Below are 24648 nucleotides of genomic sequence, written 5' to 3'. Positions count from 1 at the left end.
CCCGGAGCGGATGCGCTCAGCCGCGGAGCCACCTCAGGATGCCCCGGCGGCGCGGTGCCGGATCGGTGAGGATCGTCGGACGCGCGTCCGTGCGGTAGAAGCTCTCGGCGTTCGACCACATGATCGCGTCGACGTCATGACCCCGCTCTGCGGCCCACGCGACGACGGCATCGGCCCAGCGCGACCTCGCCGTGTACTGGTAGGTCGGCGAGCCGTCGGCCGGGGCGTGCGGGTCTCCGTCTTCCGCGGGGCCGATGACGGAGACGGGCCAGTCGCTCCCCCACATCAGCCGCTCCGGACCGAAGGCGTCGGCTGCGGCATCGAGGAACGGCTCCAGCTGCGGGGCATCCCAGTCGCCGCCGGCCTCGCCGGGAAGGCCGGAGAGCTTGCAGAACACCTCCGCATGCCGCGACAGCTCGTCGAGGTCGCGCACCCACTCGGTCGTCGGCGCGAGCGGAGCCGCGGCCGTGCCCACCGCGGGCTTGCCGAGGTGGTCGAGCACCATCCGCAGCTCGGGGATCGCTCCGGCCAAGCGCGCGATCTCGGGCAGCTGCTCGGCGCGGACGCAGGCGTCGAAGCTCCACCCGCGGTTCGCCACCTCACGGGCACCTGTGACGAACGCGGCCGACACCGCCATCCCGTCCGGCTCACCCTGCAGGTTGTGCCGCACGCCGACCACGAGCGGCTCGGCGGCCAGACCGTCGAGATGCGCGACCGTATCGGAACCGCGATCGAGCCGCGCCCCGGCGACGATCCCGACGACACCCACCGCCTCCGCCATGTCCGCCACCCAGCGCACCTCGTCGAGGAAGCGGTCCTCGACCGTCTCCGCCTGCACGAACACCGCCCTCTCGGTCGCGGCGCGCTCCACGCGGGCGTGCGCGAGCTCGGTGTCGGCGAATCGGAAAGCGAGCGGACCTTCCAACCAGTCATACGCGAGAAGCTCCGGATCCCAGAGGTGCAGGTGTGAATCGAGAACGCGCATGCGACCATCCTGCCCCAGACATCCGATCAATCGCTAGGATGACGCCATGGCTGTCACAGACGATGCGATCGAGAAGATCAAGGCGATGATCGTGTCGGGCGAGCTGGCCCCCGGCGATCGGCTGCCGCCGGAGAAGGAGCTGTCCGAACGCCTCGGCCTCTCGCGCAACTCGATGCGCGAGGCCGTGAAGGCGCTCGAAGTCATCCGCATCCTCGACGTGCGCCGCGGCGACGGCACTTATGTGACGAGCCTGGAGCCGCACCTGCTGCTCGAGGCGATCTCGTTCGTGGTCGACATGCACGACGACGACTCGATGCTCGAGATCTTCGCCGTGCGGCGCATGCTGGAGTCGCAGGCCACCGGCCTCGCCGCGACGCTGGGCAGCGATGACGAGATCGCGGCCCTGGTGCAGGAGGTGGCCAGCATCGATGCCTCGGTCAGCATCGAGGCACTGGTCGAGCACGACATCCGCTTCCACCGCGAGATCGTGCGCATGGCGGGCAACTCCTACCTCGCGAGCCTGATCGAGCACCTGAGCAGCCAGACCGTCCGCGCGCGGGTGTGGCGCGGGCTCACCGAGGGTGGCGTGGTGGAGCGCACACTCTCGGAGCATCGCGCCATCGCCGACGCGATCGCACTGCGCGACCCCTCGCTCGCGACCTCGCTCGCCACGGCCCACATCGCCGGTGTCGAGCGCTGGCTGAGGCAAGCGGCATCCGCATAGCCGGTTCACAACTCCTCCAGAATCCGCACCGGGTTGCCCCGCGCCGCGCGGTTCCGGCACCGATCCGAGCGAACCGCCCGATCTTTGCGGAGTTATGAACGCGAGCTGCGCTCCTCAGGCCCCGAGACGCACCATGGCCGCGTCGAACTCGGCGGCCGAGCTGTCGCTGACCCCGTGGAACATCACCTGGTCGATCACGTCGGGGGCCGCGGTGAAATAGGGCACTCCGGCCAGACGCAGTCCGGTGATGTCATCCGCCGAGCGCAGCGATGCCGCGAGCACGTTCGATCCGCTGCCCGCGCACACCTCCTGCATCCGGGCGATCACGAAGTCCCCGTCGATGCCGGCATCCCGCATGCGACCGAGGTAGGGCGCGATGTAGTGCGCTCCGATCGAGGCGCACGCCAGCGCCTGCGCGATCGAGTAGACGGCGGTGACGAGCACCGTGGCGCCGTCACCGACCAGAGCGGATGCCGCGGCGAAACCGTCGGCGGTCGCCGGCACCTTCACGGCCACCCGGTCGCCGAGCGCGCGGATTCCCTCGGCGTTGCGCAGGAAGGAGGCGGTGTCCCCTCCCCAGGTCTGGAAGAAGATCTCGCGCGCTCCCTCCTCCGCCCAACGCGCATAGAGGTCGGGGATCTCGGCGGCAGCGCGTCCGCCGCGCTCGAGGATCGTGGGGTTGGTCGTCACACCGTGAACGACCCCTGCCCTGAGGAGCCGGGAGACGCGATCGACGTCTGCGCTGTCGACATAGAGGCGGGGCGCGATCGCGGTCATCGGGTCTCCTTGCGAGCAACCTGTCGTTACAGGTTCAGCTTCGGCTAATGTAATGACAGCCGCCGACGATGTCAAAGACACAGATGGCGTACCCGCATGCTGTCGAAGAAGATCAGGAGCGACATGTCTCTCGCACACCCCGCCGACCGCTCAGGCGTCGTCATCATCGGAAGCGTCACCGCCGATGTGACCACCTTCTCGCAGCGGCTCCCCGCTCGCGGAGAGACCATCCTGGGCGATGAGTTCACCCTGATGCTGGGCGGCAAGGGCGCGAACCAGGCCGTCGCGGCCGGGCGCTCCGGGGCACGCACGAGCTTCGTCGGCTGCGTCGGAGACGATCTGTTCCACGACCTCGTCGTGAACGGGCTCAGCGACGCCGGTGTCGACCTGGCCCACCTGCGCACCGTGCCGGGTCCGACCGGCATCGCCCACATCCGCGTCGACTCCTCCGCGCAGAACGACATCGTCATGGTGCCGCTCGCGAACGCCGCGCTGAGCACCGAGCAGATCGACACCGCGCTCGCCGCCCTCTCCTCGACCACCTCTGTACTGCTCACCCAGCTCGAGACCCCCTCGGCGCTGACGGCCCACATCACCGCGCGCGGACGCGAGCACGGCATGACCGTGATCCTCGATCCCGCACCGGCGGCTCCCCTCCCCGTGGAGGTCTGGAGCAGCATCGACATCGTCACGCCGAACGAGACCGAGGCCACGCTCATCAGCGGCATCGAGGTCACCGATGCGGACTCCGCCGAGCGCGCGGGCCGCTGGTTCCTGGAGCAGGGCGTCGGCGCCGCGGTCATCACCCTCGCCGGTCAGGGCTCGTGCGTCGTGACGGCCGACGGCTCGACCGTGGTGCCGCCGTTCCCGGTGGAGGCCGTCGACACGACCGCCGCCGGCGACGCCTACGCGGGCTACCTCGGCGCCGCCCTTGCGAACGGGAGCACGCTCACGGATGCCGTGCGCCTCGCGACCGCCGCCGGCGCGCTCACGGTGACCAAGCAGGGAGCCTCGCCCAGCCTGCCGCTGCGGGCCGAGGTCGACGCCTTCCTCGCCGCGCGCGAATCCGCGCCCGTGGCGAACTGATCCGCATACGCGGCCGACGGAGGAACACCCGATGCGCAAGACAGCCACGACGATCAACCCGGCGCTCTCGCGCGTGATCAGTGAGACCGGACACACCGACCTGCTGGTCGTGACGGATGCCGGCCTGCCGATCCCCCCGTCGTCGGAGCGGATCGACCTCGCCTACCGCCCTGGCGCACCGGCGTTCCTCGACGTCCTCGACACTGTGCTCGCCGAGCTCGTGGTCGAGGGCGCGACGGTCTCGGCCGAAGTCGCGGAGAAGAGCCCAGAGGTGCTCGAAGCGCTGCGCGAGCGCTTCGCCGGCATGGGGTTCGAGATCGAGCTCATCCCGCACGTCGAGTTCAAGAAGCTGACCCACCAGGCCCGCGCGTTCGTGCGCTCGGGGGAGTTCACCCCCTATGCGAACGTGATACTCCACGCGGGGGTCGCGTACTGACATGAGCGAGACGATCACCAGGAGCGACACCGTGACCGACGCCACCGGCGTCGACGCGATCGACCGCCACTCGGCGGCCCCGATGTACGACCAGCTGCGCCAGCTCATCATCGACGGCATCGCCCGTGACGGTCTGCAGCCGGGCGACCCGCTGCCCGGGGAGCACCGGCTCTGCGAGCGCTACGGCATCTCGCGCACGGTCGTGCGTCAGGCCCTCGCGCAGCTGGAGCACGAGGGCCTGGTCGAGCGCGTGAAGGGCAAGGGCACCTTCGTGTCGCGCCCGCGCACGAGCGAGAGCCTGGTGCACACGCTGGTCGGCCTGTACGACGACGTCGAGCGGCGCGGCGGCCACGTGCACAGCGACGTGCTGCGCCACGAGCGCACGACCGCCGACGAGGAGATCGCCCTGGCCCTCGACGTGCCGGTCGGATCTCCGGTCGTCGTGCTCGAACGCCTGCGGCACGTCGACGGCGAGCCGTGGTCGCTCTCCACGACCTGGATGCCGGAAGCCGTCGGCACCCTCACCCTCGGCGTCGACCTCGCCGAGCGCTCGCTGTACCGACTGCTGGCCGAGAACGGCATCGTCGCGACGAGCGGCGTGCGCTCGGCAGAGGCCACCGTGGCCACGCACGAGCAGGCGCAGCACCTCGGCGTCAGCGCCGGCTCGGCCCTGCTCCGCCTGCGCAGTGTCAGCCGCGGCGAGGACGGCGCGCCGATCGAGTACTTCGTGGCCTACCACCGCGGCGATCGCTCGCGCTTCGAGTTCCAGCTGCAGCAGGAGCAGTCGCAGGCCTCGCTGCTGCACATCGACGGCGACGGCGGCACCTCGCGCGCCGGCACGGTGAGCTGAGCGGTCGACTGCACGCGCTCCAAGTACCCCTGACCATCGCGCCGTCGCGGGTGTACCGTCGCCGCATGATCACCGACGATCCCACCCTCACCAACCCCGATCACTACCGCACTCTCTGGGAGAACGAGCACGTCCGCGTGCTCGAATACACCGACCAGCCCGGCGACAGGACGACGCCGCACGACCATCCGAACAGTGTGATGGTCACCCTCAGCGACTTCTCCCGCCGACTCAGTGCGGGCGAGCGCACCTTCGACACCGCGCTCACCGCCGGGCAGGCCGTGTGGCTCGCGGCGCAGCGCCATTCCGGAGAGAACACCGGCACCACGCCCACCCACACGATCCTCATCGAGCTCAAGGGCGATGCGGCGGGCGAGCCGAGCGCCGCGGTGCTGGGACCCGAGCACCCGCGGGAGTGAGCGGGCGCGTTACCCTCGAGATCATGACCTCCTGGACCAGCACCGCGATCGCCCTGCTGGAGGCCGACGCCAACCGCAGCGCCGACACGCACCTGCATCTGTTCCCGCTGCCACCCGAGTGGGGCATCGACCTGTATCTGAAGGACGAGTCGGTGCATCCCACCGGCTCGCTCAAGCACCGGCTCGCCCGCTCGCTGCTGCTGTACGGCCTGGTGAACGGCCGCATCCGCGAGGACACCACGCTGGTCGAGTCGTCCAGCGGCTCCACGGCCGTGTCCGAGGCGTACTTCGCACGGATGCTGGGACTGCCGTTCGTGACGGTCGTCCCCCGCTCGACCAGCCAGGAGAAGATCGACCTCATCGAGTTCTACGGCGGCCGCTGCCACTTCGTCGACCGCGCGGAGGACATGTCGCCCGAGGCCCAGCGGCTCGCCGCCGACTGCCACGGCCACTACCTCGACCAGTTCACGTTCGCCGAGCGCGCGACCGACTGGCGCGGCAACAACAACATCGCCGAGAGCGTGTTCAGCCAGCTGGCGCAGGAGCGGCATCCGATCCCGCGCTGGATCGTCGTGGGCGCGGGCACCGGCGGCACGAGCGCGACCTTCGGCCGGTACGTGAGGTACCGCCGCCACGAGACGCAGATCGCCGTGGTCGACCCGGAGGGCTCCGCCTTCTACGACGGCTGGAAGGGCACGCCGGATGCTCCGGCGGGACGGCCGAGCCGCATCGAGGGCATCGGCCGACCGCGGGTGGAGGCGTCGTTCGTGCCGAGCGTGATCGACGAGATGATCCAGGTGCCCGACGCCGGCTCCATCGCCGCCATCCGCCTGCTGCGGGAGCGCACGCTGCACTGGGCGGGCGGCTCGACCGGCACCAACCTGTACGGTGCGTTCCAGCTGATCGCGCGGATGCGGGCGGCCGGAGAGACGGGCAGCGTCGTGACGCTCATCTGCGACAGCGGCATCCGCTACGCCGGCACCTACTTCAACGACGAATGGGTCGCCGGTCAGGGCTGGGACCTCGCCCCGCACCGCGCGCGCCTGGACGCGTTCCTGGAGTCCGGCGTCTGGACCGAGTAGCCGCGCGCCCCTGGCTCCCTGAGCCTGTCGACGGGCTCGCGTCCCGCCCGTTCACAACTCCTCAAGACCGCGTCGGATCGAACCGCTTGCGGGCAACTGAGGTCCCTGAACCTCCGTCCTTGAGGAGTTATGAACAGCGACCCGCGGGCTACGCTGGCCGCATGACTACTCTGATCCTCACCGTCGCCGGCGCCGACCGCCCCGGCCTGGTCGCAGCCGTCGCCGATGTCGTCGACGCGCACGGTGGAAACTGGGAGAACAGCTCGCTGGCCGAGCTCGCCGGCACGTTCGCCGGGGTGATCGAGGTCTCGGTCCCGGCCGAGCGCTCCGCCGAGCTGCAGTCGGCGCTGCGCGGGCTGCAGGGACAGGGACTGCTGACCCTCGCCGTTCTCACCGGCACCGCCGACGCCGCGGGCGCCGACGACCAGCTGCTCGAGATCCAGGTGCTCGGCAACGACCGCCCCGGCATCGTGCGCGAGGTCTCCGGCGTGCTGAGCGCCCATGCCCTCAGCATCGAGGAGCTGGCCACCGAGACCCGGGATGCCGCGATGGCCGGTGGGCGCCTGTTCGAGGCATCCGTCACAGCGCGCGTTCCCTCGTCGGTCGACCTCGACGCGCTGCGCGACGACCTCGAGCGCCTCGCGGCCGAGATCCAGGTCGACATCACGCTCGGCTGAGCCGCCTCCGCGCTCAGCGCACCGCAACCCAGACGATCCCGCATCCGGTCGGCGCGCCGACCTCATCGCACCTCGTCTGGGTTTTCGCGCGCCCCGGCGAGAAGCTCCTCAGTCCTCGACGTCGGTGTACTGACGCACCCAGTACTCGGTGTACGCCACGTGCGAGGAGGCCGCGGCACTCGCGGCAACAGGGTCGGCGGCGGCGAGTCCGCGCAGGATGGCGCGGTGCCCCGCGTCCGAATGCAGCTTGAGCTCGGCGGCATCGTGCGCGTCGGGGATGCGGTACGCCCGCGATCGGGAGCGCAGCACATCGATCAGGCTCGTGAGCGCCTCATTGCCGGCGACGCGCGAGATCGTCATGTGGAAGTCGTGGTCGAGCCGTGAGTGATCCTCGAAGTCGTCGCTCGCCTCGATCTCAGTCAGGATGCCGTCGAGGCGCTCGATAGTCTCGGCGTCGATGCGGGCCGCGGCGAGCGCGGCGGCATGCGGCTCGAGCACCCGGCGCAGCTCGGTGAGCTCCAACACCCCGGCCATGGGCAGCAGCCCGACCGTGAGCGAGAGGCTGCCGATCAGATCCGCGGCCCTGAGTTCGCTGACGTAGCTTCCCGATCCGTGGCGGGTGTCGAGCACCCCGAGCGCCGCGAGCATCCGGATCGCCTCGCGCAGTGATCCGCGCGAGACTCCGAGCCGTTCGCAGAGCTCACCTTCGCTCGGCAGGCGGTCGCCCGGGCGCAGCGCACCGTCGGCGATCAGCGCCCGCAACCCGTGCAGCGCTGTGTCCAGTGCGCTCATCGTCATCCTCCCCGATGCCCTCGACCTCTCTGCGAGTCTGTCGGATGCCGTCGCGGCGACCAATTCGTATGACAACTATGTTTCATCTTGACCTTTTCATGGCGATTTCGGAACCTCTATGGCAAAGTTGTGCAACAACTCGCCACTCTCCCCGATGAGGACCTATGCCCGTCTCCCCCTTCCCCGCTCCGCTCACGCTGCACTCCGGCGTCAGGGCGCGGGATGCGTGGCCGCTGGATCCCGGTGTGATCCACCTCAACCACGGGTCGTTCGGCGCGGTGCCCACCGCCGTCGTCACCCACCAGGACGCGCTGCGTCGTCAGGCCGACCTGAGCCCCGTCGAGTGGTTCCCCCGTATCGGCGAGCGCGTGCGCGAAGCCCGCGAGCGGACCGCCCCCTTCGTCGGCGCACGTGCCGATGACAGCGTGTTCGTGCCGAACGCCTCTGCTGCCGCGACCGTGGTGTACAACGCGCTGCAGCTGGAGCGCGACGACGAGATCCTGGTGACCGACCAGGGCTACGGGGCGATCACGATGGGCGCGCAGCGCCTCGCCCGCCGCTTCGGTGCGACCGTCCGCACGGTCGAGCTTCCGCTGCTCGCCTCCGACGACGAGGTGGTGCAGCGCTTCGACGACGCCCTCACCCCGCGCACCCGGCTGATCGTGGTCGACCAGATCACCTCCCCCACGGCCCGCCTGCTGCCCACCCGCCGCATCGCCGAGCTCGCGGCCACCCGCGGAGTGCGCACGCTCGTCGACGGCGCGCACGCCCCCGGCCTCATCGCCGATGCGGCCGCGGTCGCCGGTGGTGACTGGTGGTTCGGCAACCTGCACAAGTGGCCCTGCGCCCCGCGAGGCTCGGCGCTCCTCGTCACGAACGCCCCCGACCGCGACGAACTGTGGCCGCTGATCGACTCCTGGGCCGCGAACGAGCCCTATCCCGTGCGCTTCGACACCCAGGGCACGATCGACGCGACGACGTATCTGAGCACACCGGTGGCGATCGACTACATCGAGGGCGAGTTCGGCTGGGCGAACGCCCGCACGGCGATGGCGGAACGGGCGTTCGCCGGTGCCGAGATCATCGCCGAGGCCCTGCGCCCGTACGGCGACGAGGACCCGCTGACGCCGCTGCCCTCCCCTGTGCCGTCGATGCGCCTCGTGCGACTCCCGCTCGGACTCGGCGCCTCCCGCGAAGAGGCCGACGAGCTGCGCATGCAGCTGCTCGACGAGACCGGGGTCGAGACGGCGTTCACCAGCTTCCGCGGCATCGGCTACTTCCGCCTGTCGGCGCACCTGTACACCGAGGCCTCCGACTTCGAGGCCTTCGTGGAGCGCTGCATCCCGCAGATCCTGCAGCGCGCCGGCATCCGCCCTGCCCCCTCCCTCGTCATCCCCTGACGCGCGTCATCGCGCACCCAGACCCGCACCACCCACCCAACTGAGAGGCACATCGTGAAGCACAAGATCTTGACGACCGCCGCGGGGTTCGGCACCGTCGCCGTCCTCGCGCTCACCGGCTGTTCGGCAGGAGGCGGTCCGTCCGCCGACGGCACCGTCACCCTGCAGATGGTCGAGAGCCTGACCAATCCCGCCCGCACGGAGCTGATCCGCGGCCTGCTCGACGAGTTCGAGAAGGAGAACCCGAAGATCAAGGTCAACCTGGTCTCCCCTCCCACCGAGCAGGCGGACCAGAAGATCCAGCAGATGCTGCAGTCCGGCAAGGGTGTCGACCTCCTCGAGGTCCGCGACATCACGGTCGGCCCGTTCGCGAACAACGGCTGGCTCTACGACCTCGGTCCCGACCTCGAGAAGTGGGACGGCTGGGATGCGCTGACCGACAACGCGCAGTCCGCCTCGGTCGCCGCAGACGGCAAGAGCTACTTCGTCCCCTACGGCTTCTACGGCCTGTCGCTGTTCTACCGCACCGACCTCGTGAAGGATGCGGGCTTCGACGGCCCTCCGCACAGCTGGAAGGATCTACTCGAGCAGGCCAGCGCGATCCAGGATCCGTCGAACAACATCTACGGCTACGCCTTCCGTGGCGGCGCGAACGCCAACAGCAACGTGGTCGCCGCGATCGAGGCGTACACGATCGACGGGCTCGACGTCGACGACGCGTTCCTGATGGAGGACGGTTCGACGATCTTCGCCGCCCCCGAGGCGCAGGATGCCGTCGACGACTACTTCGACCTGTTCACCCAGGCCTCCCCGCCCTCGGCCGTGTCGTGGGGATACCCCGAGATGGTCGCCGGCTTCACGAACGGCACCACCGCGTTCCTGCTGCAGGACCCCGAGGTCATCGCGACCGTGCAGGACTCCTCGCTGACCGAGGACCAGTGGGACACCGCTCCTCTGCTCGTCGGCCCCTCCGGCAAGGCCGCGCAGCCGCTGGCCGTCGCCGGCTGGGGCGTCGCCGAGAAGAGCGAGAACAAGGAGGCGGCGGTGAAGCTGGTCGAGTTCCTGTCGTCCGCCGATCCTGCGACCGAGTTCGCGCAGGCGAACAGCCTGGTGCCGATCATCGCCTCCGCCGCGGATGACGACTTCTACTCGACCGGCCCCTGGACGAGCTACGTCACCATGACGGAAGACCCCGAGACCTACGTCAACGTACGTCAGCCGCGCGGGGTCAGCTGGTGGACCGAGTGGATCCAGAAGTCCGACCAGGATGTGCAGAACGTGCTGCTCGGCAACATGTCGACGAGCGACCTGCTCGCCTCCTGGGACACCTTCTGGACCGAGAAGTACGCCGCGGAGAAGGGGTGATCCGTGGCATCCGCACTTCGTGAAGGGGGCTCCGTCGGCACGTCCGGCGGAGCCCCCCGCGGCCCGCGCCGCCGGCCGTTCCGCGGACGCCACGCGCTGACGCTGCTGGCCTTCATGGCCCCGGCGATCGTGTTCGTGTGCTGGTTCACGTACTGGCCGATGCTGCAGGGCGCCCGCATGGCGTTCCACGACTGGAACCTGTGGGACCTCACGTCGACCCCGTTCGTGGGCTTCGACAACTTCGCTGCCGTGTTCCAGGACCCCGCCTTCCCGGTCGTGGCGTGGAACTCGATCCTCTGGGTGGTCGGCTCGCTCGTGCCGCAGCTCGTGATCGGGTTCCTGATCGCCCTGGCCTTGCGCAAGCGGTTCCGCTTCCGCGGGCTCTACCAGGCGCTCGTGTTCTTCCCGTGGGCGGTGTCGGGCTTCCTGATCGGGATGCTGTTCCGCTGGATGTTCAACGCCGAGTTCGGTGTGGTCAACGACCTGCTGATGAAGGTCGGGCTGATCGACGCACCGCTGCCCTGGCTGGCGGATCCGAAGCTCGCGATGTTCGCGGTCATCGTGGCGAACATCTGGTACGGCGTGACGTTCTTCGCGATCATGATCCTCGCGGCGCTCCAGTCCGTGCCGGACGAGATGCTCGAGGCGGCGAGCCTCGACGGCGCCGGCAAGGCACGCCAGCTGTTCTCGATCATCATCCCGTACATCTCCGTGACGCTCCTGCTCACGGTGCTGCTGCGCGTGATCTGGATCTTCAACTTCCCCGACATCATCTACGCGATGACGGGCGGCGGACCGGCCAACCAGACCCACATCATCACGACGTGGATGATCAACTACACCCAGCAGGGCAACTACGGCATCGCGAGCGCGATCGGCCTCATCGTGGTCGCATTCCTGTTCGTGTTCTGCGCGTTCTACCTGATGGCGATGCGGAGGGCTCAGCGATGACGATCACCGGAACCACCGTCACGGAGACACGACGTCTGACCGTCCCCGATCTGGCCAGGGCCCCTCGCCCGAAGCGGAGGTTCACCGCGGGCGGTGTGGTGCGCGTCGTCGGCCTCGGCCTCTGGCTCGTCATCACGCTGTTCCCGCTGTACTGGATCGCCCTGACCTCGTTCAAATCTCCGGGGACGATCAACAGCTTCCCTCTCGAGTACTGGCCGAGCGAGCCGTCACTCGAGAACTACGTCAGCCTGTTCCAGCAGAGCTCGTTCGGGGTGTTCCTGGGCAACTCGGCGCTGGTCGCGATCATCGCCGGCGCCGTGGCGACGCTGATCGCCCTGCTGAGCGCCTACGTGATCGCCCGCTTCGAGTTCCGCGGCAAGGGGGCGGTGCTGATCGCGTTCCTGCTGACGCAGATGATCCCGGCGTTCATCGCACTCGGACCGCTGTACTCGATGATGACCGACCTCGGGCTCGTCGACACCAAGCCCGGATTGATCCTGGTCTACATCGCGGTCTGCATCCCGTTCTCGACCGTGATGTTGCGGGGCTTCTTCGAGAACGTGCCCGACGCGCTGGAGGAGGCCGCCATGATCGACGGATGCTCCCGCCTGGGCGCCCTGTTCCGGGTGCTGGTGCCGGTCATGACCCCCGGCATCATCGCGGCGTTCATCTTCAACTTCGTCAACTGCTGGAACGAGCTGTTCCTGTCGGTCGTGCTGATGAACACCGATGCGAACCGCACCGTGCCCTCGGCGCTGAACGGCTTCATCTCGACGTTCAACATCGACTGGGGCTCCATGAGCGCCGCCGCCGTGCTGACGATCCTGCCGACCATGGTGATGTTCGCGCTCGCGAGCCGCTGGATCGTGCAGGGGCTGACCGCGGGCGCCGTGAAGGAGTAATACGGCCGCACCGCGCAGCAAGAAGGCCGCCGTTCCGAGGAACGGCGGCCTTCTTCGTGAGAGCCCTCAGACCAGGCGCGACTTCGGCGAGGTCGAGTACGTGGCCTCGGCGTCGCGGTTGACCGTGTCGCCCAGTGCCGCGTCGATCGCGGCCAGGGTGTCGGCGTCGAGCTTCACGCCCGAGGCCTTGACGGTCTCGGCGAGCTGCTCCGGACGGGATGCTCCGACCAGTGCGGCGGCGACGTTCGGGTTCTGCAGCACCCACGCGATCGCGAGCTGCGGCATCGACAGCCCCGCCTCGTCGGCGATGGGCTTCAGGCGCTGCACGGCGGTGAGGATGTCGTCCTGCAGGAAGCTCTTGATGAAGTCGGCGCCGCTGTGCGGGTCGGTCGCGCGCGAGCCCTCCGGCACCGGCTGGCCGGGGAGGTACTTGCCGCTGAGCACGCCCTGTGCCATCGGCGACCAGACGATCTGCGAGATGCCGAGCTCCTCGGAGGCCGGCACGACCTTGCCCTCGATCACACGCCACAGCATCGAGTACTGGGGCTGGTTCGAGATGAGCTGGATGCCGAGCTGCTTCGCCAGCGCGTGCCCCTCGCGAAGCTGCTCCGCGGTCCACTCCGAGACACCGATGTAGAGCGCCTTGCCCTGGCGGACGATGTCGGCGAAGGCCTGGAACGTCTCCTCGAGCGGGGTCTCGTAGTCGAAGCGGTGCGCCTGGTACAGGTCGACGTAGTCGGTGCCGAGGCGGGAGAGCGAGCCGTTGATCGACTCGAGGATGTGCTTGCGGCTCAGGCCGGTGTCGTTGGGGCCCTTGGCACCGGTCGGGAAGTAGACCTTCGTGAAGATCTCCAGGCCTTCGCGACGCTGGCCGGCGAGGGCCTTGCCGAGCACGACCTCGGCGGCGGTGTTGGCGTAGGTGTCGGCGGTGTCGAACGTGGTGATGCCCGCGTCGAGTGCTGCGTGGACCGTCTTGACGGCGGCGTCGTCGCCGACCTGAGAGGCGTGCGTGACCCAGTTGCCGTAGGTGATCTCCGAGACCTTGAGGCCGCTGTTTCCGAGATAGCGATAGTTGACCATGGTCCAACGCTACTTGCTCGTGAACTCCTCCGGGGCGGATTCCGTGACCGGTCTCAGGCGAGTGCCGGCGCGGCAGGAGATCGGAGGGTGATGACGACCGCGCCGATGACCGCGACCAGCAGCGACAGCGCACTGGTCAGGTGGAGCACGAGGGCCCAGTGCGAGGCGTCGGCGCCGCTGATCATGAAGGTGTCGGCGAGTGCCATCCCCGGCCCGAAGGAGGCGACGAAGTACGCCGGCGTTCCCCCGGTCAGCACCGCGAGGAAGCACATCGCCGTGACGAGCGGACGCGATTTCTGCAGGATCGCGACCACTGCGACGCCGATCGCGAGCACGACGCCCGCACCGAGGATGCCGAGGACCATCGACGGACCGAGCGACTCCCCCTCGTCCGACATCCGCGCGTGGATCTCGTCGAGCGTGAGTCCCGGAGCGGCGGCGAGGGGATTCAGCACGAGGATCTGCACGGCCGCGAACGCGGCGTACAGCGTCACCGCCGCCACCCCCGCGAGTGCCACCCACACGGTCTGTCGACGTCGACTCATGCCCACACCTTAGACACGCTCGCTGAGAGGTCACGGAACGCCGCGCCCCACCCCTCCGGCGCGGCGTGGCGTGACTCCTCAGGAGAGAGCATCCCGATACTCCCGCCAGGCGGCGCCGAGGCGCCGGATGCCCTCGGCGAGCACGTCGTCCGGAGCCGTGAACGGGATGCGGATGTGGTCGTCGGGCGACGCGGATGCCGCGAACGCCGCACTCCCCGCGATCGAGACGCCGTGGGTCGCCGCGACCCGCACGAGTGCGGCGGACGAGCCGACCGGCAGCGCCACCCACAGCGACAGCCCACCGCGAGGAGGGTCGTAGCGCCAGTCGGGGAGGTGCTCCGCCATCAGCTGCTCCAGCAGCCGTAACCGTTCCTGGTGAACCCTGCTGTTCTCCCTGCGCAGTTCGTCGGCGCGGGCGATGAGGTCGAGCGCGATCAGCTGCCCCGGCACGCTCGTGGACTGGTCGGCGAGCTGCCGAGCGCCGCGCAGGCGCCGCACGAGCACGGGGTCGGCCCGCAGCCAGCCGATCCGCAGCCCCGCCCACGCCCACTTCGACACGGACTCGACAACGATCACCGGGGCGTCCGCCCGCTCGGCGGCGAGCGTGGGCGGCACGACGCCGTCGAAGGAGATGCCAGCGACCACCCGGTCCTCGATCACCGGCACTCCGTACCGCGCGGCGAGCGTGGCGAGGCGGTGCCGAGCGGCGGCGGGCAGGCGCGTGCCCGTGGGGTTCTGATGGTGCGGGTTGACCGCGATGAGCACGGGGCGCAGCCGTGCGATGGCGACCTCGAGCGCCTCGACATCCATGCCGTCCTCCCCCATCGGGATGCCGTGCACGGTGCCCCCGCGCAGCCCGACCGAGTCCGTGACACCGGGCCAGGTGACCTCTTCGGCGAGCACGACGTCTCCAGGTCCCACCAGCGCGTTGACCACGAGGCTGATCGCCTGCTGCGCGCCGTGCGTCACCAGGATCTGCTCCGGCGTGGTGGGGGTGCCCTCGGAGCGGTACATGTCGGCGATCAGCTCGCGCAGCACGGGGAGCCCCGCCGGGTCGGTCTCCGGCAGCAGCGCCAGGTCGAGCCGGGGCTGATGGTCGCGGATCAGCTGCACCGCGAGCGCAGGGATCTGCGGCACCGTGCGCAGCAGGTCGATCGCGTTGGGGAGCGCCGAGAACAGCGCCTCGCCGCGACCGGGACGCTGTCCGGGCGATGCCGGCGCCGCGTTTCCGGCGATACGGGTGCCGCTGCCCTGCCGCCGCTCGACCAGACCGTTCTCGGCCAGATCGGCGTAGGCGGCGACCACGGTGCCGCGTGAGACCGAGCACGCCGCGGCGAGTGCCCGCTCGGCGGGCAGCCGGTCTCCCGGTCGCAGCTCGCCCCCGGCGATGAGGTCGGCGATCCCGCGGGACAGCCGTGCCGCGAGCGTGCCGTCGCCGTGCGTCCAGCGCCCGAGGCGCACCGACAGCCCCTCCGACGAGACCTCGCCGGCCCGCACCAGTGCGACCGAGCCATCCGTGGTCGATCGATGGTCCACTGGCCGCACATTGGCCCTGCCATCCGCGCTCATGAGACCTGATTCTGGACCAATGGACACCTTCCTCGCCAGCGAACCCCGCGATCTTGGACCAATAGACCCTGATTGGACCATCAGCGAGCTCCTCCAGTGGCTCAGCGACGACATCCGTCAGCACGACGCGGCGCTGCACCAGCCGCTCACCCGCATCGAGGCCCTGATCACCGGCACGCGCTGGCGGGGCGCCCCCTCGACCGTCTCGCTGATCCGTTCGCTCGCGGCGGCCGCGCGTTCCGACGCGGCGCTTCCGCGCACGCGGATCCGCGACCTCGACCCGTACGACGTCGCCGAGCCGCACGACTCGGCGGAACGGGTTCCTCAGCTCGCGTGACGCGCCGCCACCGGATCCGGGACGAGTGCTGCCCTGATCAGCCGGCGGTCGGCTGGACCAGCTGCTCCTGCTCCTCGAGCGTCTGCGCCTGTGCCCGCTTCTCCGCCCGCTCGCGCTCCTGCGCCTCTGCCGCCTCGCGGCGCTCCGCACGCGTCTGCGGCTCGCCCGAGCCGGCATCCGCCTGCATCTCCTGCGATTGCGAGGTCACGATCGCCGCGCGGTCGCGGAAGCCCTCCGCGGTGACCTTGTCGAGGGCGACCTGCTTGCGGATGGCGGCGGCCTTCTCGTACAGGCTCGGGTCGCCGTAGCTCGTGAGCACCTTCACCAGCACGGGCAGCAGCTCGATCATGAAGAACAGCGCCGCGATCAGGATGTGCGCCCACAGGATCGTCGGCTCCTTCTCGCTCAGCCTGTTCAGTCCGCTGATCTGGCTGAGGAGTCCGATCGCACCGGCGTTGCCCTGCGCGACGGCATCGGCTCTGGCGTTGTACGCGGCGAGCGCCTGATCGTAGGTGTCGCGCGCGGCCGGCAGCTGCGCCTTCGCCTGCTCACGGTTCTGCGACTCGGATGAGGTGGTGTTCTCCTTGGCCGCGGTCCCGGCAGCGGCGAGCTCCTCATTGGCGGTGCGCAGCTGGGCGGCCAGGGCGTCGTAGGTCTGCTGCGCTTCGGCCAGCTGGGCCTTCGCGGCGTCCGAGCTCGCGCCCTCGCCGTTCACCCCTGTGCAGCCCGGGACGGTGCCGGCACCTTCTCCGGTGAGCTCGCACTGGTAGAGCGTGCGGGCCTGGTCGATGACCTCCTGCTGCGCAGTCATCTTCGCGGTGACGTCGTCGACCGTGGCCTGTGCGGCCGCTTCGGTCGCCGACGACGAGTCGGTGCCGGCGACGATGCCGGTCGCCGCCTGGTTCTCCAGCTCGGCGACGCGGGCGGTAGCGGCGTCCAGCGCGATCTTCTCGGGACCGCTCTCGAGCGCCTCCTGGTCAGACTGCGCTTGCGTGATGTTGGTCGAGGCCACCTCGCGCGCGATGTCGTTGTGGAAGATCTGGAGCACCAGGGGTTCGGCGACCACGAAGCCGATGATCGCGGCCATGATCACTCGCGGGATGGCGAGACCGATGAGGCGCCAGACGTTCCTGGTCGAGCTCATGGTCGAGGTCAGGAAGCGGTCGAGGTTGAAGATGATCAGCGCCCATACGATCGCGAGCGGCACGGCCAGCCACATCGCGGCCTGCACCCCGGTCGTCAGGGCGAACAGCATCGAGATCGCCGAGACCAGCGCGGTGCCGGCCAACACGAAGAACATCTGCACGAAGCGCGGCGTCTCGCCGGGCACGCGGTCGAGGATCTCGCCCTCCGCTCCGCCGAGGATCGCGAGGGTCCTGGCGCGGGATCCGGGCGTGCGGGGCGTGCGCACGCGGCGAGCGCGCGGCTGACGCGGCTTGCGTCCGCTGGGCGCTTCCGCATCGGGTCCCTGAGCCTGTCGAAGGGCGGACTCCTCAGCCGGGGTCACGTCGGACGGCTCGGAGACCGGTGTCTCCGCAGCCTGATCGTCGGCGCCGGTGGGCTCGAACTCGCGCAGGAAGTCGAGGTCATCCGTGTCGGCGTTCGGGTCGCTGTCGAGGATGATCCGACCCTGCGAGTCGAAGCGACCCGGTCGGTGGGCGGAATAGGGCATCAGACCAATGTAGGGAAGCATCCCTGTGCATCCGTTGGAAGAGTCCTGCGAACCATTCACAGGAATGAGTCGCTCCCGTCGGCGCGGGTGGCTCAGCCCAGCAGTCGGTCCACGGTCGAGGCGTGCGCTGCGAGAGCGTCGTCGAGCGTGAAGTGGCCGGCGGCGGCGAGCGTGCCCAGCCCGTGGATCAGTCCCCACAGCGCGACGACGTCGCCAGGGCGCTCGAGCCCTGCCGCGACGGCCGCCTCGGCGAGCACGGATTCGAGCCCCTCGATCAGCGGCGCCATGGTCGCGGTCGGCGAACCCGGCACGCACACGGTCGGGTCGTAGACGGCGTCGAAGGCGTGCGGATGCTCCACGGCGAAGCGGATGTACGCGGAGCCCCCGTCGATCAGCAGCTCCCTGGGCGTCTTCGACTCGGATGCCGCGGCCCGCACCTGCGCCAGGAGATCGGCCATGCTGCGTTCGGCGATCGCCTTGAGCAGACCGAGTCGATCGGCGAAGTGGTGGTAGGGCGCGTTGTGGCTCACGTTCGCAGCTCTGGCGACTTCGCGCAGGCTGATGTCGGCCGCCGGCATCCGCTCCAGCAGCTGCATCGCGGCATCCTCCAGCGCCCGGGCGAGGTCGCCGTGGTGGTAGCCGTCCTTCGAACTTGACATGCGCAACATCCTCTCCTATCTTGACAGTGTCCACCTACTTGACAGTGTCCAGATTGGAATCCCGCATGTCCGCTCTCGTGATCGACGGCCATCCCGACGCCCGCTCCCTGACCGCCGCACTCGCACAGCGCTATGCCGAGGGGCACGGCGACGCCCGCGTGCTCGCGCTGCGGGATCTCGAATTCGATCCCCACCTGCGCTTCGGCTACCGCGAGCGGATGACCCTCGAGCCCGACCTCGTCGACGCCAAGCGCGCGCTCAGCGAGGCCGACACGGTCGTGGTCGCGACGCCGCTGTGGTGGGGGTCGGTGCCCGCGGTGCTGAAAGGCTTCTTCGATCGAGCTCTGCTCCCCCAGCAGGAGTACCGCTACACGAAGCTCGGCCTCCCGGAGGGACTGCTGCCGGCACGGCGTGGACGCCTGCTCCTGCTCGCCGACACCCCGTGGTTCGCCGTGCCCTTCACCGGCCTGCCCGCGCAGACCCAGGTCGCTCGCAACACCATGCGCCTCTGCGGCATCCGCTCCGTGCGCACGCATCGGATGCTCGGGGTCAAGACGGCCGCGGAACCCACCGTCACCCGGTGGCTCGACCGTGCCGAACGCCTCGGCGCCTCCGACTCACGCTGAACTCTGGAGGCCGCGCCCTCACACCCCGAGGTGCGCCGCCAGCTCGCGGTCGAAGGTCTGCGGCTCGTCGAGGTGCGGCGCGTGCCCGGCCTCGGCGAGCGTGACTTCGCGGTATGTGCCACCCGCAGCCGCATAGCGGTCGAGCACGGCGCGCGTCTGGGTGACCATGGGCTGCGGGGGCGCGACATCAGCACCCGGCCATCCGGGGATCACTCCGAGCAGCCCCAGCTGGTTGAGGTCGAAGAACGAGGCATCCGACACGATCGCGTCCTTCTCGCCGCGCACCCAGAGGATCGGCGGCTTCACCGCGAGGTCGACGATGCCGGACAGATCGAGGTGCTGCGGGGCCATCGTGTTGAGCACCCCTCGGGTGCCGGCGGCGAATCCCGGCCAGTTCTCCGAGGCCACGCCGTCGCCCGGGTAGTTGTCGACACCGGTCTTGGTGGTGAGCATCGACGCCACCCAGGCGTCTTCGTTCTCGGCCTGCCGCTCCGGCTGGGCGACATAGGCGGTGCGATACACGGTGCGCGGAGAGGTCTGCTCCTCTGCCGTGGTGTCCCCACCCGCGAGCCGGGCCACGAAGTCGGGGTTCGCGCCGCCGCCACCCGTGCCGGCGCCGTCGGCATCGTTGCGCACGCCGTCGGGGCCGTGCGTGCCACCGAAGCCGTACGGAGACACCGGCGACTCGAGTGTCAGCGACTGCACGCGTTCGGGAGCGTCGAGCGCGACCTGCAGCACGACGCCGCCGCCCATGCTCCACCCCACGAGATGCACCGCATCGAGGCCGAGCGCGTCGAGCACGGCCCGCACGTCGTCGGCGAAGTCGCGCAGTCCGCGCGTGGCATCGACCGGCTTGGTCTCGCTGTCGCCGAATCCGCGCAGGTCGATCGCGAGGGCGCGCACGTCATCCGGCAGTGCGAGCATCGTCGGCTGGTAGAAGTGCGACGACGAGACATTGCCGTGCACGAACACCACGGTGGCGGTCGGCGCCGCAGGGTCGGCGGCCGCGCGCTCCAGCACGTTCGCGGTGTAGCGGGCGGTCTCGATGCGGTGGGCATCGATGCCGTCGAACAGGGCAGTGGTCATGTCGACTCCTTCGCCGAGATCTCAGGTGCGGATGCGATCGCCGCCGCGACCCGGGAAGCTCCCCGGTCGGCGAACAGGATCGTGTAGTGGTTCACGTCGTCGACCTCGACGATCGCGAGCTGGGGTACCAGCGCGCGGAAGGCCTCGAGAGCACCGGCGGGATACAGCGGCTCGGCGTCGGTCAGGCCGCGCGGGGCGCGCAACACGGTCACCGGCATCCGCAGCGAGCGGAGCGCGTCGAGGTACCAGCCGGGTCCGTAGAGCTCGGCCCCGTCCTGGAGCATCGCGTCGGCCACGGTGGAGGGCCTGCGGTGCGGCGGCTCGCCGTCGAGGTCGTAGCGCGCATAGTCCTCGACCGCGGGCGACCAGTCCCGCACGAACGCCGGATGCTGTCGCCAGAAGCCGAGGTAGGCCTCGTCGTCGGCGAACTCCATCGACAGCCGCTGCGCCGCCGGTCCCAGCAGCGCGGCGATGTCGAGGTCTTCGGCACTGGTCGCGCCCGCCGGCAGCGCCAGGGGGAACCCGCCGTCGACCAGCACCAGTCGGGCGACGAGGTCGGGGCGCGCGGCGGCCAGAGCGACCGCGACGAACGCGCCCATGGAGTGCCCGAGCACGATACGCGCGCCGCCACCGTCGGCGTCGAGCACCGCGGCGAGGTCGAGCGCGTGCTGCCGGAGTCCGTAGGGTCCGGGAAGATCGTTGCTGCGGCCACGCCCACGCAGGTCCGGCGCGAGCAGACGATCCTGCGGCAGGTGCGCGGCGACCCTCTGCCACGAGAGGCCGTTCGCCGTGATGCCGTGGATCGCCAGCAGCGCCGGCCCGGCATCCGCGGGTCCGAAGGCCGAGACCGCGAGCCCGCTCATCGCGCGCTCCATCCGCCGTCCATCGCGTACGAGGCTCCGGTCACCGAGGCGGCGGTGTCGCCGCAGAGCCAGAGCGCGAGATCCGCGACCTCGCCCGGTTCCAGCAGTCGCTTGATGGCGGACTCGACGAGCATGACCTTCTCGATCACCTCGGATTCGGGGATGCCGTGCACGCGCGCCTGGTCGGCGATCTGCTTCTCGACCAGGGGCGTGCGCACATACCCGGGATTGAGGCAGTTGCTGGTGACGCCGTGCATCGCGCCCTCCAGGGCGGTGACCTTCGAGAGGCCCTCCAGCGCGTGCTTGGCGGTCACGTAGGCGGACTTGAACTCGCTCGCGCGGATGCCGTGCACCGAGCTGATGTTCACGATGCGCCCCCAGCCGCGGGCATACATGCCCGGCAGCACCGCCCTGGTGAGCAGGAACGGCGCGGTGACCATGATGTCGAGCATCCGGCGGAAGATCAGCGGGTCGAAGTCGACGATCGGCGCGACCGTCTGGATGCCGGCGTTGTTGACCAGGATGTCCGCGTCGAACGTGCCGGCGGCGAGGGCATCGAGATCGCCGAGGTCGATCACGAGGGCTTCCCCGCCGACCGCGGCGGCCACGCGTGCGGCGCCGTCGGCGTCGCGATCCGCGACCAGCACGTGCGCGCCCGCCTCCGCGAACGACATGGCGCACGCGGCACCGATCCCACTGGCCGCTCCCGTGATGAGAGCGGTCCTGCCCTTCAGATCCGTGCCGCGTGCGGTCGCCGACAGCGTCATCGTCTGTGCCCCTGCGCCGTCGCCATGAGGGGAGAGTAGTTCAGCTTCCAGCACAGGCGCCAGGGGGGCGGATATGCAAAACTGCAGATGTGATGGCGCATTTCCCCGCACCGCCGCTGAGCGCGGATGACCTGCTAGTGCTGCTCGCGGTCGCGCGCACCGGCCGCTACACGACCGCCGGCCAGCAGCTGGGGCTCAACCACACCACGATCGCCCGACGCATCGCCGCGCTCGAGGCGCAGCTGGGTGGGCGGGTGCTCTCGCGCGAAGACGGCGGATGGGAGCTGACCCCGCTCGGCACCCGCGCCCTCGCCGCGGCGGAGAGCGTGGAGCGCGCGCTCGGCGGCCTCGACGCCCGCGACGACGAGCGCGTGGAGGGGCTCATCCGCCTGTCCGCGACCGACGGCTTCAGCGGCTTCGTCGCCGCACCGGCGATGGCGGCGCTGCAGGAGCGGCATCCCGATGTGCGCCTCGAGATCATCACCGGCACGCGGCAGGCCTCGCAGCAGCGTGCCGGAGCCGACCTCGAGGTCGTGGTGGGCCGTCCGCAGGTGCGCCGCGCCCGCGCCGTGCATCTCGCCGACTACGCGCTGGGGCTGTATGCGAGCCGCGACTATCTGCGCCGGCATCCGACGCCGCGGACGCTCGACGACCTCGCCGGAAAGCCCCTCGTCTACTTCATCGAATCGATGCTGCACGTCGACTCGCTCGACGATGCGCGTCGCGCCGTGCCGGGGATGACGGATGCCGTCGCCAGCACCAACGTGTACGTGCACGTGGATGCAACGCGCGGTGGCGCCGGGTTCGGACTGCTGCCCGCGTTCCTCGCCGATGCGCACGACGACCTCGTGCGGCTGCTGCCCGATCTCGTCGCGCAGCGTCTGCCGTACTGGCTGGTCGCTCGCCCGGAGGCGCTGCGTCAGCCCGCGGTCGCCGCGTTCCTGGAGGCGCTCGATCGCCGACTGCAGGCGGTTCGCCCCCAGCTCCTCGGCGAGCGCTGAGTCGGGAGTTCCGGACTCAGGCCATCGTGGCGGAAGCCGCCTCGTCCTCGGTGGTCGCGACGAGCTGACCGCAGGCCCCGTCGATCTCCTTGCCGCGGGTGTCGCGCAGGGTCGTCGGGATGCCGGCGTCGTTGAGCCGACGCACGAACTCGTTGGTGACATCCTTCTCGGATGCCGTCCAGATCGATCCGGGCGTCGGGTTCAGCGGGATCGGGTTCACGTGCACCCAGCCGCGGCCGCGCTCGTTGAGCTTCTCGGCGAGCAGGTCGGCACGCCACGCGTGATCGTTCATGTCCTTGATCAGCGCGTACTCGATCGAGACGCGGCGACCGGTCTTCTCGTAGTAGTCCCGGGCGGCGTCGAGGGCCTCGTCGACCTTCCAGCGCGAGTTCACCGGGATGAGCTCGTCGCGCAGGTGGTCGTCCGGGGCGTGCAGCGACAGTGCGAAGGTGACGGGGATGCCTTCGTCTGCGAGCTTCTTGATCGCGGGCACCAGACCGACGGTCGAGACCGTGATGCCGCGCGCGCTCATTCCCAGGCCGTCGGGCTGCGGGGCGACCATGCTGCGCACCGCGTCCATGACGCGTTTGTAGTTGGCGAGCGGCTCGCCCATTCCCATGAAGACGATGTTGGAGACGCGTTCCGGCGTCTGACCCGGTCCCTGAGCCTGTCGAAGGGTCTTGCCGCCGAGGCCGCCCTCGGCGATCAGCCGGTTCGCGCGCACGATCTGCTCGACGATCTCGGCCGTCGACATGTTGCGCGTCAGTCCGGCCTGGCCGGTGGCGCAGAACGGGCAGTTCATGCCGCAACCGGCCTGGCTCGACACGCACAGCGTGATGCGGCCGGGGTAGCGCATGAGCACGGACTCGACCAGCGCACCGTCGTGCAGGCGCCACAGGAACTTGATGGTGTCGCCACGGTCGGTCTCGAGGCGGCGCACCTCGGTGAGCAACGGCGGCAGCATCCCGGCGACGAGCTGCTCCCTGGTGTCGGCCGGGAGGTCGGTCATCTGCTCGGGGTCGGACGTGTAGTGCCGGAAGTAGTGGGTCGACAGCTGCTTGGCGCGGAAGCCGGGCAGCCCGAGCTCCTTGACCTTCTCGACGCGTTCGGCGGGCGTGAGGTCGGCCAGGTGCACCGGCGGCTTGCCGCGCTTGGGGCTGGCGAACTGCAGGAGCGGACGCCCTTCGGCATCCTTCTGCTGGGTCCATCCCTCCGTCGCCGGGCGCACCTGCGGCGTGGCGGGACCCGTGGATCGGATGCGAGTGGGCTCAGTCATACCCTCCAGGGTACGGGGTGGCGGGTGGGAAGGCCCTGTGGTGCAGGACGCTGCTCACGTAGACTCCCCCCATGATGGACGGATGGGACAGTCTCCCGTGGCTTTTCCTGGGGTTCCTCCTGTTCACCGTCGGCATCATCGTCGGTGGGATCTGGATCATCGTGATCGCCGTGCGTAACACCCGGCCTCAGCCCCCCGCGCCGCAGGTCTTCATCGCTGCACCGACGACATCACGGTCCGCTCCCGCGACCTCTGCGATGTCGACCGTCTCCGGCCTCACCCCGCCCGTGATCGCCGAGATCGATCGACTGGTGGCCGCCGGGCAGAAGATCAACGCCATCAAGGTGCTGCGCGACCACTCCGACCTCGGCCTGAAGGAGGCGAAGGACCGCATCGAGCACTGGTCGGTCAGCACCACCGCGCCCCACCTCGCCGCCGTCTCGAACGCCGGCGCCGCGTACTCCTCGATCACCCCGGCGGCGGCGACCCCGTCGTCGGTGCGGGCAGCGCTCCCGGCATCCGTGGTGGCGGATATCGACAGGCTGGTCGCCGAAGGCCAGCCGATCGTCGCGATCAAGCTGGTGCGCGAGCACACGGGCCTGGGGCTGAAGGAGTCCAAGAACGTGATCGACGCCTGGGGCCCGCACCGCATCCGCTGAACGACTCGCGAGATCGCGCAACTTGTAACTACAGGTTGCGGTCAGGGAGAATGGACCTTGCC

At 69.9% G+C, this 24648-nt stretch carries 27 protein-coding genes; 15 read left to right on the top strand and 12 right to left on the bottom strand.

Features of this window, described 5'->3' with window-relative positions:
* Positions 1-16: 16 nt before the first annotated feature.
* Entirely contained in the window at positions 17-985 is a 969-nt protein-coding gene (locus ACIOVG_RS09820) for an amidohydrolase family protein (protein WP_400872248.1), read from the bottom strand.
* Between the two features lie 46 nt (positions 986-1031).
* Between ACIOVG_RS09820 and ACIOVG_RS09815 the strand changes: the two genes are divergently transcribed.
* Complete coding sequence (locus ACIOVG_RS09815; RefSeq protein ID WP_247628098.1) at positions 1032-1709, top strand: FadR/GntR family transcriptional regulator; 678 nt, start codon at positions 1032-1034, stop codon at positions 1707-1709.
* 114 nt (positions 1710-1823) lie between these two features.
* On the opposite strand, the gene ACIOVG_RS09810 is transcribed toward ACIOVG_RS09815, so the two are convergent.
* Positions 1824-2486 carry a transaldolase family protein gene (locus tag ACIOVG_RS09810; RefSeq protein WP_400872245.1) on the bottom strand — a complete coding sequence of 221 codons (663 nt, stop codon included), beginning with the start codon at positions 2484-2486 and terminating at the stop codon, positions 1824-1826.
* A 123-nt stretch (positions 2487-2609) separates the two neighbouring features.
* Between ACIOVG_RS09810 and ACIOVG_RS09805 the strand changes: the two genes are divergently transcribed.
* The 6 genes from ACIOVG_RS09805 to ACIOVG_RS09780 all read left to right on the top strand — a co-directional run bounded on the left by ACIOVG_RS09805 (position 2610) and on the right by ACIOVG_RS09780 (position 7036).
* Positions 2610-3572 (top strand): ribokinase, encoded by a 963-nt coding sequence (locus tag ACIOVG_RS09805; protein WP_400872242.1) that lies wholly within the window; start codon positions 2610-2612, stop codon positions 3570-3572.
* 31 nt (positions 3573-3603) lie between these two features.
* A complete protein-coding gene (gene rbsD, locus ACIOVG_RS09800) occupies positions 3604-4008 on the top strand; it encodes a D-ribose pyranase (protein WP_247628101.1) in 405 nt (134 codons plus the stop codon).
* 1 nt (position 4009) lies between these two features.
* Complete coding sequence (locus ACIOVG_RS09795) at positions 4010-4858, top strand: GntR family transcriptional regulator (protein ID WP_400872238.1); 849 nt, start codon at positions 4010-4012, stop codon at positions 4856-4858.
* Positions 4859-4923: 65 nt separating this feature from the next.
* Complete coding sequence (locus tag ACIOVG_RS09790; RefSeq protein WP_247628103.1) at positions 4924-5277, top strand: cupin domain-containing protein; 354 nt, start codon at positions 4924-4926, stop codon at positions 5275-5277.
* Between the two features lie 23 nt (positions 5278-5300).
* A complete protein-coding gene (locus ACIOVG_RS09785; protein ID WP_400872235.1) occupies positions 5301-6359 on the top strand; it encodes a PLP-dependent cysteine synthase family protein in 1059 nt (352 codons plus the stop codon).
* 161 nt (positions 6360-6520) lie between these two features.
* Complete coding sequence (locus ACIOVG_RS09780) at positions 6521-7036, top strand: glycine cleavage system protein R (protein WP_400872232.1); 516 nt, start codon at positions 6521-6523, stop codon at positions 7034-7036.
* Between the two features lie 108 nt (positions 7037-7144).
* On the opposite strand, the gene ACIOVG_RS09775 is transcribed toward ACIOVG_RS09780, so the two are convergent.
* Positions 7145-7828 carry a FadR/GntR family transcriptional regulator gene (locus ACIOVG_RS09775; RefSeq protein WP_400872229.1) on the bottom strand — a complete coding sequence of 228 codons (684 nt, stop codon included), beginning with the start codon at positions 7826-7828 and terminating at the stop codon, positions 7145-7147.
* 164 nt (positions 7829-7992) lie between these two features.
* Between ACIOVG_RS09775 and ACIOVG_RS09770 the strand changes: the two genes are divergently transcribed.
* From ACIOVG_RS09770 to ACIOVG_RS09755, 4 genes are read left to right on the top strand one after another with little or no spacing between them, the layout of a single operon-like run.
* Complete coding sequence (locus ACIOVG_RS09770) at positions 7993-9228, top strand: aminotransferase class V-fold PLP-dependent enzyme (RefSeq protein ID WP_400872226.1); 1236 nt, start codon at positions 7993-7995, stop codon at positions 9226-9228.
* A 54-nt stretch (positions 9229-9282) separates the two neighbouring features.
* The gene (locus ACIOVG_RS09765) at positions 9283-10593 is read left to right on the top strand and encodes an ABC transporter substrate-binding protein (protein ID WP_400872224.1); all 1311 of its coding nucleotides are present in this window, start codon (positions 9283-9285) and stop codon (positions 10591-10593) included.
* A 3-nt stretch (positions 10594-10596) separates the two neighbouring features.
* On the top strand, positions 10597-11544 hold the full coding sequence (locus tag ACIOVG_RS09760; RefSeq protein ID WP_400872221.1) for a carbohydrate ABC transporter permease: 948 nt from the start codon (positions 10597-10599) through the stop codon (positions 11542-11544).
* Positions 11541-12446 (top strand): carbohydrate ABC transporter permease, encoded by a 906-nt coding sequence (locus ACIOVG_RS09755; RefSeq protein ID WP_400872218.1) that lies wholly within the window; start codon positions 11541-11543, stop codon positions 12444-12446. Before ACIOVG_RS09760 ends, ACIOVG_RS09755 begins: the two co-directional genes overlap by 4 nt.
* A gap of 66 nt (positions 12447-12512) precedes the next feature.
* On the opposite strand, the gene ACIOVG_RS09750 is transcribed toward ACIOVG_RS09755, so the two are convergent.
* From ACIOVG_RS09750 to ACIOVG_RS09740, 3 genes are all read right to left on the bottom strand, one after another.
* On the bottom strand, positions 12513-13526 hold the full coding sequence (locus ACIOVG_RS09750) for an aldo/keto reductase family protein (protein WP_247628111.1): 1014 nt from the start codon (positions 13524-13526) through the stop codon (positions 12513-12515).
* A gap of 53 nt (positions 13527-13579) precedes the next feature.
* Positions 13580-14071, bottom strand: coding sequence for a hypothetical protein (locus ACIOVG_RS09745; protein WP_400872214.1), 492 nt, complete (start codon positions 14069-14071; stop codon positions 13580-13582).
* A gap of 78 nt (positions 14072-14149) precedes the next feature.
* Positions 14150-15607 carry a PLP-dependent aminotransferase family protein gene (locus ACIOVG_RS09740; protein WP_400872211.1) on the bottom strand — a complete coding sequence of 486 codons (1458 nt, stop codon included), beginning with the start codon at positions 15605-15607 and terminating at the stop codon, positions 14150-14152.
* A gap of 52 nt (positions 15608-15659) precedes the next feature.
* On the opposite strand from ACIOVG_RS09740, the gene ACIOVG_RS09735 reads away from it, so the two are divergent.
* Positions 15660-15977, top strand: a complete 318-nt coding sequence (locus ACIOVG_RS09735) for a hypothetical protein (RefSeq protein WP_400872209.1) — start codon at positions 15660-15662, stop codon at positions 15975-15977.
* A 37-nt stretch (positions 15978-16014) separates the two neighbouring features.
* Here ACIOVG_RS09735 and ACIOVG_RS09730 read toward each other — a convergent pair whose 3' ends face one another.
* Together ACIOVG_RS09730 and ACIOVG_RS09725 are read right to left on the bottom strand one after the other, a co-directional pair.
* On the bottom strand, positions 16015-17649 hold the full coding sequence (locus ACIOVG_RS09730; RefSeq protein WP_400872206.1) for a DUF4407 domain-containing protein: 1635 nt from the start codon (positions 17647-17649) through the stop codon (positions 16015-16017).
* Positions 17650-17741: 92 nt separating this feature from the next.
* A complete protein-coding gene (locus ACIOVG_RS09725; RefSeq protein ID WP_400872203.1) occupies positions 17742-18308 on the bottom strand; it encodes a TetR/AcrR family transcriptional regulator in 567 nt (188 codons plus the stop codon).
* Between the two features lie 65 nt (positions 18309-18373).
* On the opposite strand from ACIOVG_RS09725, the gene ACIOVG_RS09720 reads away from it, so the two are divergent.
* Positions 18374-18934: an NAD(P)H-dependent oxidoreductase gene (locus tag ACIOVG_RS09720; protein WP_400872201.1), complete on the top strand. Its 561-nt coding sequence runs from the start codon at positions 18374-18376 to the stop codon at positions 18932-18934.
* Positions 18935-18952: 18 nt separating this feature from the next.
* Here the strand turns inward: ACIOVG_RS09720 and ACIOVG_RS09715 are convergent, their stop codons facing one another.
* Genes ACIOVG_RS09715 through ACIOVG_RS09705 form a run of 3 tightly spaced genes read right to left on the bottom strand, consistent with a single transcriptional unit; the run spans position 18953 to position 21650 of the window.
* On the bottom strand, positions 18953-20020 hold the full coding sequence (locus tag ACIOVG_RS09715) for an alpha/beta fold hydrolase (RefSeq protein WP_400872198.1): 1068 nt from the start codon (positions 20018-20020) through the stop codon (positions 18953-18955).
* Entirely contained in the window at positions 20017-20883 is an 867-nt protein-coding gene (locus tag ACIOVG_RS09710; RefSeq protein ID WP_400872195.1) for an alpha/beta fold hydrolase, read from the bottom strand. Before ACIOVG_RS09710 ends, ACIOVG_RS09715 begins: the two co-directional genes overlap by 4 nt.
* Entirely contained in the window at positions 20880-21650 is a 771-nt protein-coding gene (locus tag ACIOVG_RS09705; RefSeq protein ID WP_400872192.1) for a 3-hydroxybutyrate dehydrogenase, read from the bottom strand. Before ACIOVG_RS09705 ends, ACIOVG_RS09710 begins: the two co-directional genes overlap by 4 nt.
* Before the next feature lie 92 nt (positions 21651-21742).
* On the opposite strand from ACIOVG_RS09705, the gene ACIOVG_RS09700 reads away from it, so the two are divergent.
* Complete coding sequence (locus tag ACIOVG_RS09700) at positions 21743-22651, top strand: LysR family transcriptional regulator (protein ID WP_400872189.1); 909 nt, start codon at positions 21743-21745, stop codon at positions 22649-22651.
* 16 nt (positions 22652-22667) lie between these two features.
* On the opposite strand, the gene rlmN is transcribed toward ACIOVG_RS09700, so the two are convergent.
* Positions 22668-23927 carry a 23S rRNA (adenine(2503)-C(2))-methyltransferase RlmN gene (gene rlmN / locus ACIOVG_RS09695; protein ID WP_400872186.1) on the bottom strand — a complete coding sequence of 420 codons (1260 nt, stop codon included), beginning with the start codon at positions 23925-23927 and terminating at the stop codon, positions 22668-22670.
* Positions 23928-23998: 71 nt separating this feature from the next.
* On the opposite strand from rlmN, the gene ACIOVG_RS09690 reads away from it, so the two are divergent.
* On the top strand, positions 23999-24586 hold the full coding sequence (locus tag ACIOVG_RS09690; protein ID WP_400872183.1) for a hypothetical protein: 588 nt from the start codon (positions 23999-24001) through the stop codon (positions 24584-24586).
* Positions 24587-24648 lie beyond the last annotated feature (62 nt).

Source organism: Microbacterium sp. NPDC087591, from assembly GCF_044743625.1.
GTDB lineage: Bacteria > Actinomycetota > Actinomycetes > Actinomycetales > Microbacteriaceae > Microbacterium.
The sequence above is the reverse complement of the archived record's forward strand: the minus strand, read 5'-3'. Positions and strand labels throughout refer to the sequence as shown.

What these genes read in the sequence shown, in the direction of transcription:
- ACIOVG_RS09820 (WP_400872248.1), bottom strand. Translation starts at nt 985, where the DNA reads ATGCGCGTTCTCGATTCACACCTGCACCTCTGGGATCCGGAGCTTCTC.
- ACIOVG_RS09815 (WP_247628098.1), top strand. Translation starts at nt 1,032, where the DNA reads ATGGCTGTCACAGACGATGCGATCGAGAAGATCAAGGCGATGATCGTG.
- ACIOVG_RS09810 (WP_400872245.1), bottom strand. Translation starts at nt 2,486, where the DNA reads ATGACCGCGATCGCGCCCCGCCTCTATGTCGACAGCGCAGACGTCGAT.
- ACIOVG_RS09805 (WP_400872242.1), top strand. Translation starts at nt 2,610, where the DNA reads ATGTCTCTCGCACACCCCGCCGACCGCTCAGGCGTCGTCATCATCGGA.
- rbsD (WP_247628101.1), top strand. Translation starts at nt 3,604, where the DNA reads ATGCGCAAGACAGCCACGACGATCAACCCGGCGCTCTCGCGCGTGATC.
- ACIOVG_RS09795 (WP_400872238.1), top strand. Translation starts at nt 4,010, where the DNA reads ATGAGCGAGACGATCACCAGGAGCGACACCGTGACCGACGCCACCGGC.
- ACIOVG_RS09790 (WP_247628103.1), top strand. Translation starts at nt 4,924, where the DNA reads ATGATCACCGACGATCCCACCCTCACCAACCCCGATCACTACCGCACT.
- ACIOVG_RS09785 (WP_400872235.1), top strand. Translation starts at nt 5,301, where the DNA reads ATGACCTCCTGGACCAGCACCGCGATCGCCCTGCTGGAGGCCGACGCC.
- ACIOVG_RS09780 (WP_400872232.1), top strand. Translation starts at nt 6,521, where the DNA reads ATGACTACTCTGATCCTCACCGTCGCCGGCGCCGACCGCCCCGGCCTG.
- ACIOVG_RS09775 (WP_400872229.1), bottom strand. Translation starts at nt 7,828, where the DNA reads ATGAGCGCACTGGACACAGCGCTGCACGGGTTGCGGGCGCTGATCGCC.
- ACIOVG_RS09770 (WP_400872226.1), top strand. Translation starts at nt 7,993, where the DNA reads ATGCCCGTCTCCCCCTTCCCCGCTCCGCTCACGCTGCACTCCGGCGTC.
- ACIOVG_RS09755 (WP_400872218.1), top strand. Translation starts at nt 11,541, where the DNA reads ATGACGATCACCGGAACCACCGTCACGGAGACACGACGTCTGACCGTC.
- ACIOVG_RS09750 (WP_247628111.1), bottom strand. Translation starts at nt 13,526, where the DNA reads ATGGTCAACTATCGCTATCTCGGAAACAGCGGCCTCAAGGTCTCGGAG.
- ACIOVG_RS09745 (WP_400872214.1), bottom strand. Translation starts at nt 14,071, where the DNA reads ATGAGTCGACGTCGACAGACCGTGTGGGTGGCACTCGCGGGGGTGGCG.
- ACIOVG_RS09735 (WP_400872209.1), top strand. Translation starts at nt 15,660, where the DNA reads ATGGACACCTTCCTCGCCAGCGAACCCCGCGATCTTGGACCAATAGAC.
- ACIOVG_RS09730 (WP_400872206.1), bottom strand. Translation starts at nt 17,649, where the DNA reads ATGCCCTATTCCGCCCACCGACCGGGTCGCTTCGACTCGCAGGGTCGG.
- ACIOVG_RS09725 (WP_400872203.1), bottom strand. Translation starts at nt 18,308, where the DNA reads ATGTCAAGTTCGAAGGACGGCTACCACCACGGCGACCTCGCCCGGGCG.
- ACIOVG_RS09720 (WP_400872201.1), top strand. Translation starts at nt 18,374, where the DNA reads ATGTCCGCTCTCGTGATCGACGGCCATCCCGACGCCCGCTCCCTGACC.
- ACIOVG_RS09715 (WP_400872198.1), bottom strand. Translation starts at nt 20,020, where the DNA reads ATGACCACTGCCCTGTTCGACGGCATCGATGCCCACCGCATCGAGACC.
- ACIOVG_RS09710 (WP_400872195.1), bottom strand. Translation starts at nt 20,883, where the DNA reads ATGAGCGGGCTCGCGGTCTCGGCCTTCGGACCCGCGGATGCCGGGCCG.
- ACIOVG_RS09705 (WP_400872192.1), bottom strand. Translation starts at nt 21,650, where the DNA reads ATGACGCTGTCGGCGACCGCACGCGGCACGGATCTGAAGGGCAGGACC.
- ACIOVG_RS09700 (WP_400872189.1), top strand. Translation starts at nt 21,743, where the DNA reads ATGGCGCATTTCCCCGCACCGCCGCTGAGCGCGGATGACCTGCTAGTG.
- rlmN (WP_400872186.1), bottom strand. Translation starts at nt 23,927, where the DNA reads ATGACTGAGCCCACTCGCATCCGATCCACGGGTCCCGCCACGCCGCAG.
- ACIOVG_RS09690 (WP_400872183.1), top strand. Translation starts at nt 23,999, where the DNA reads ATGATGGACGGATGGGACAGTCTCCCGTGGCTTTTCCTGGGGTTCCTC.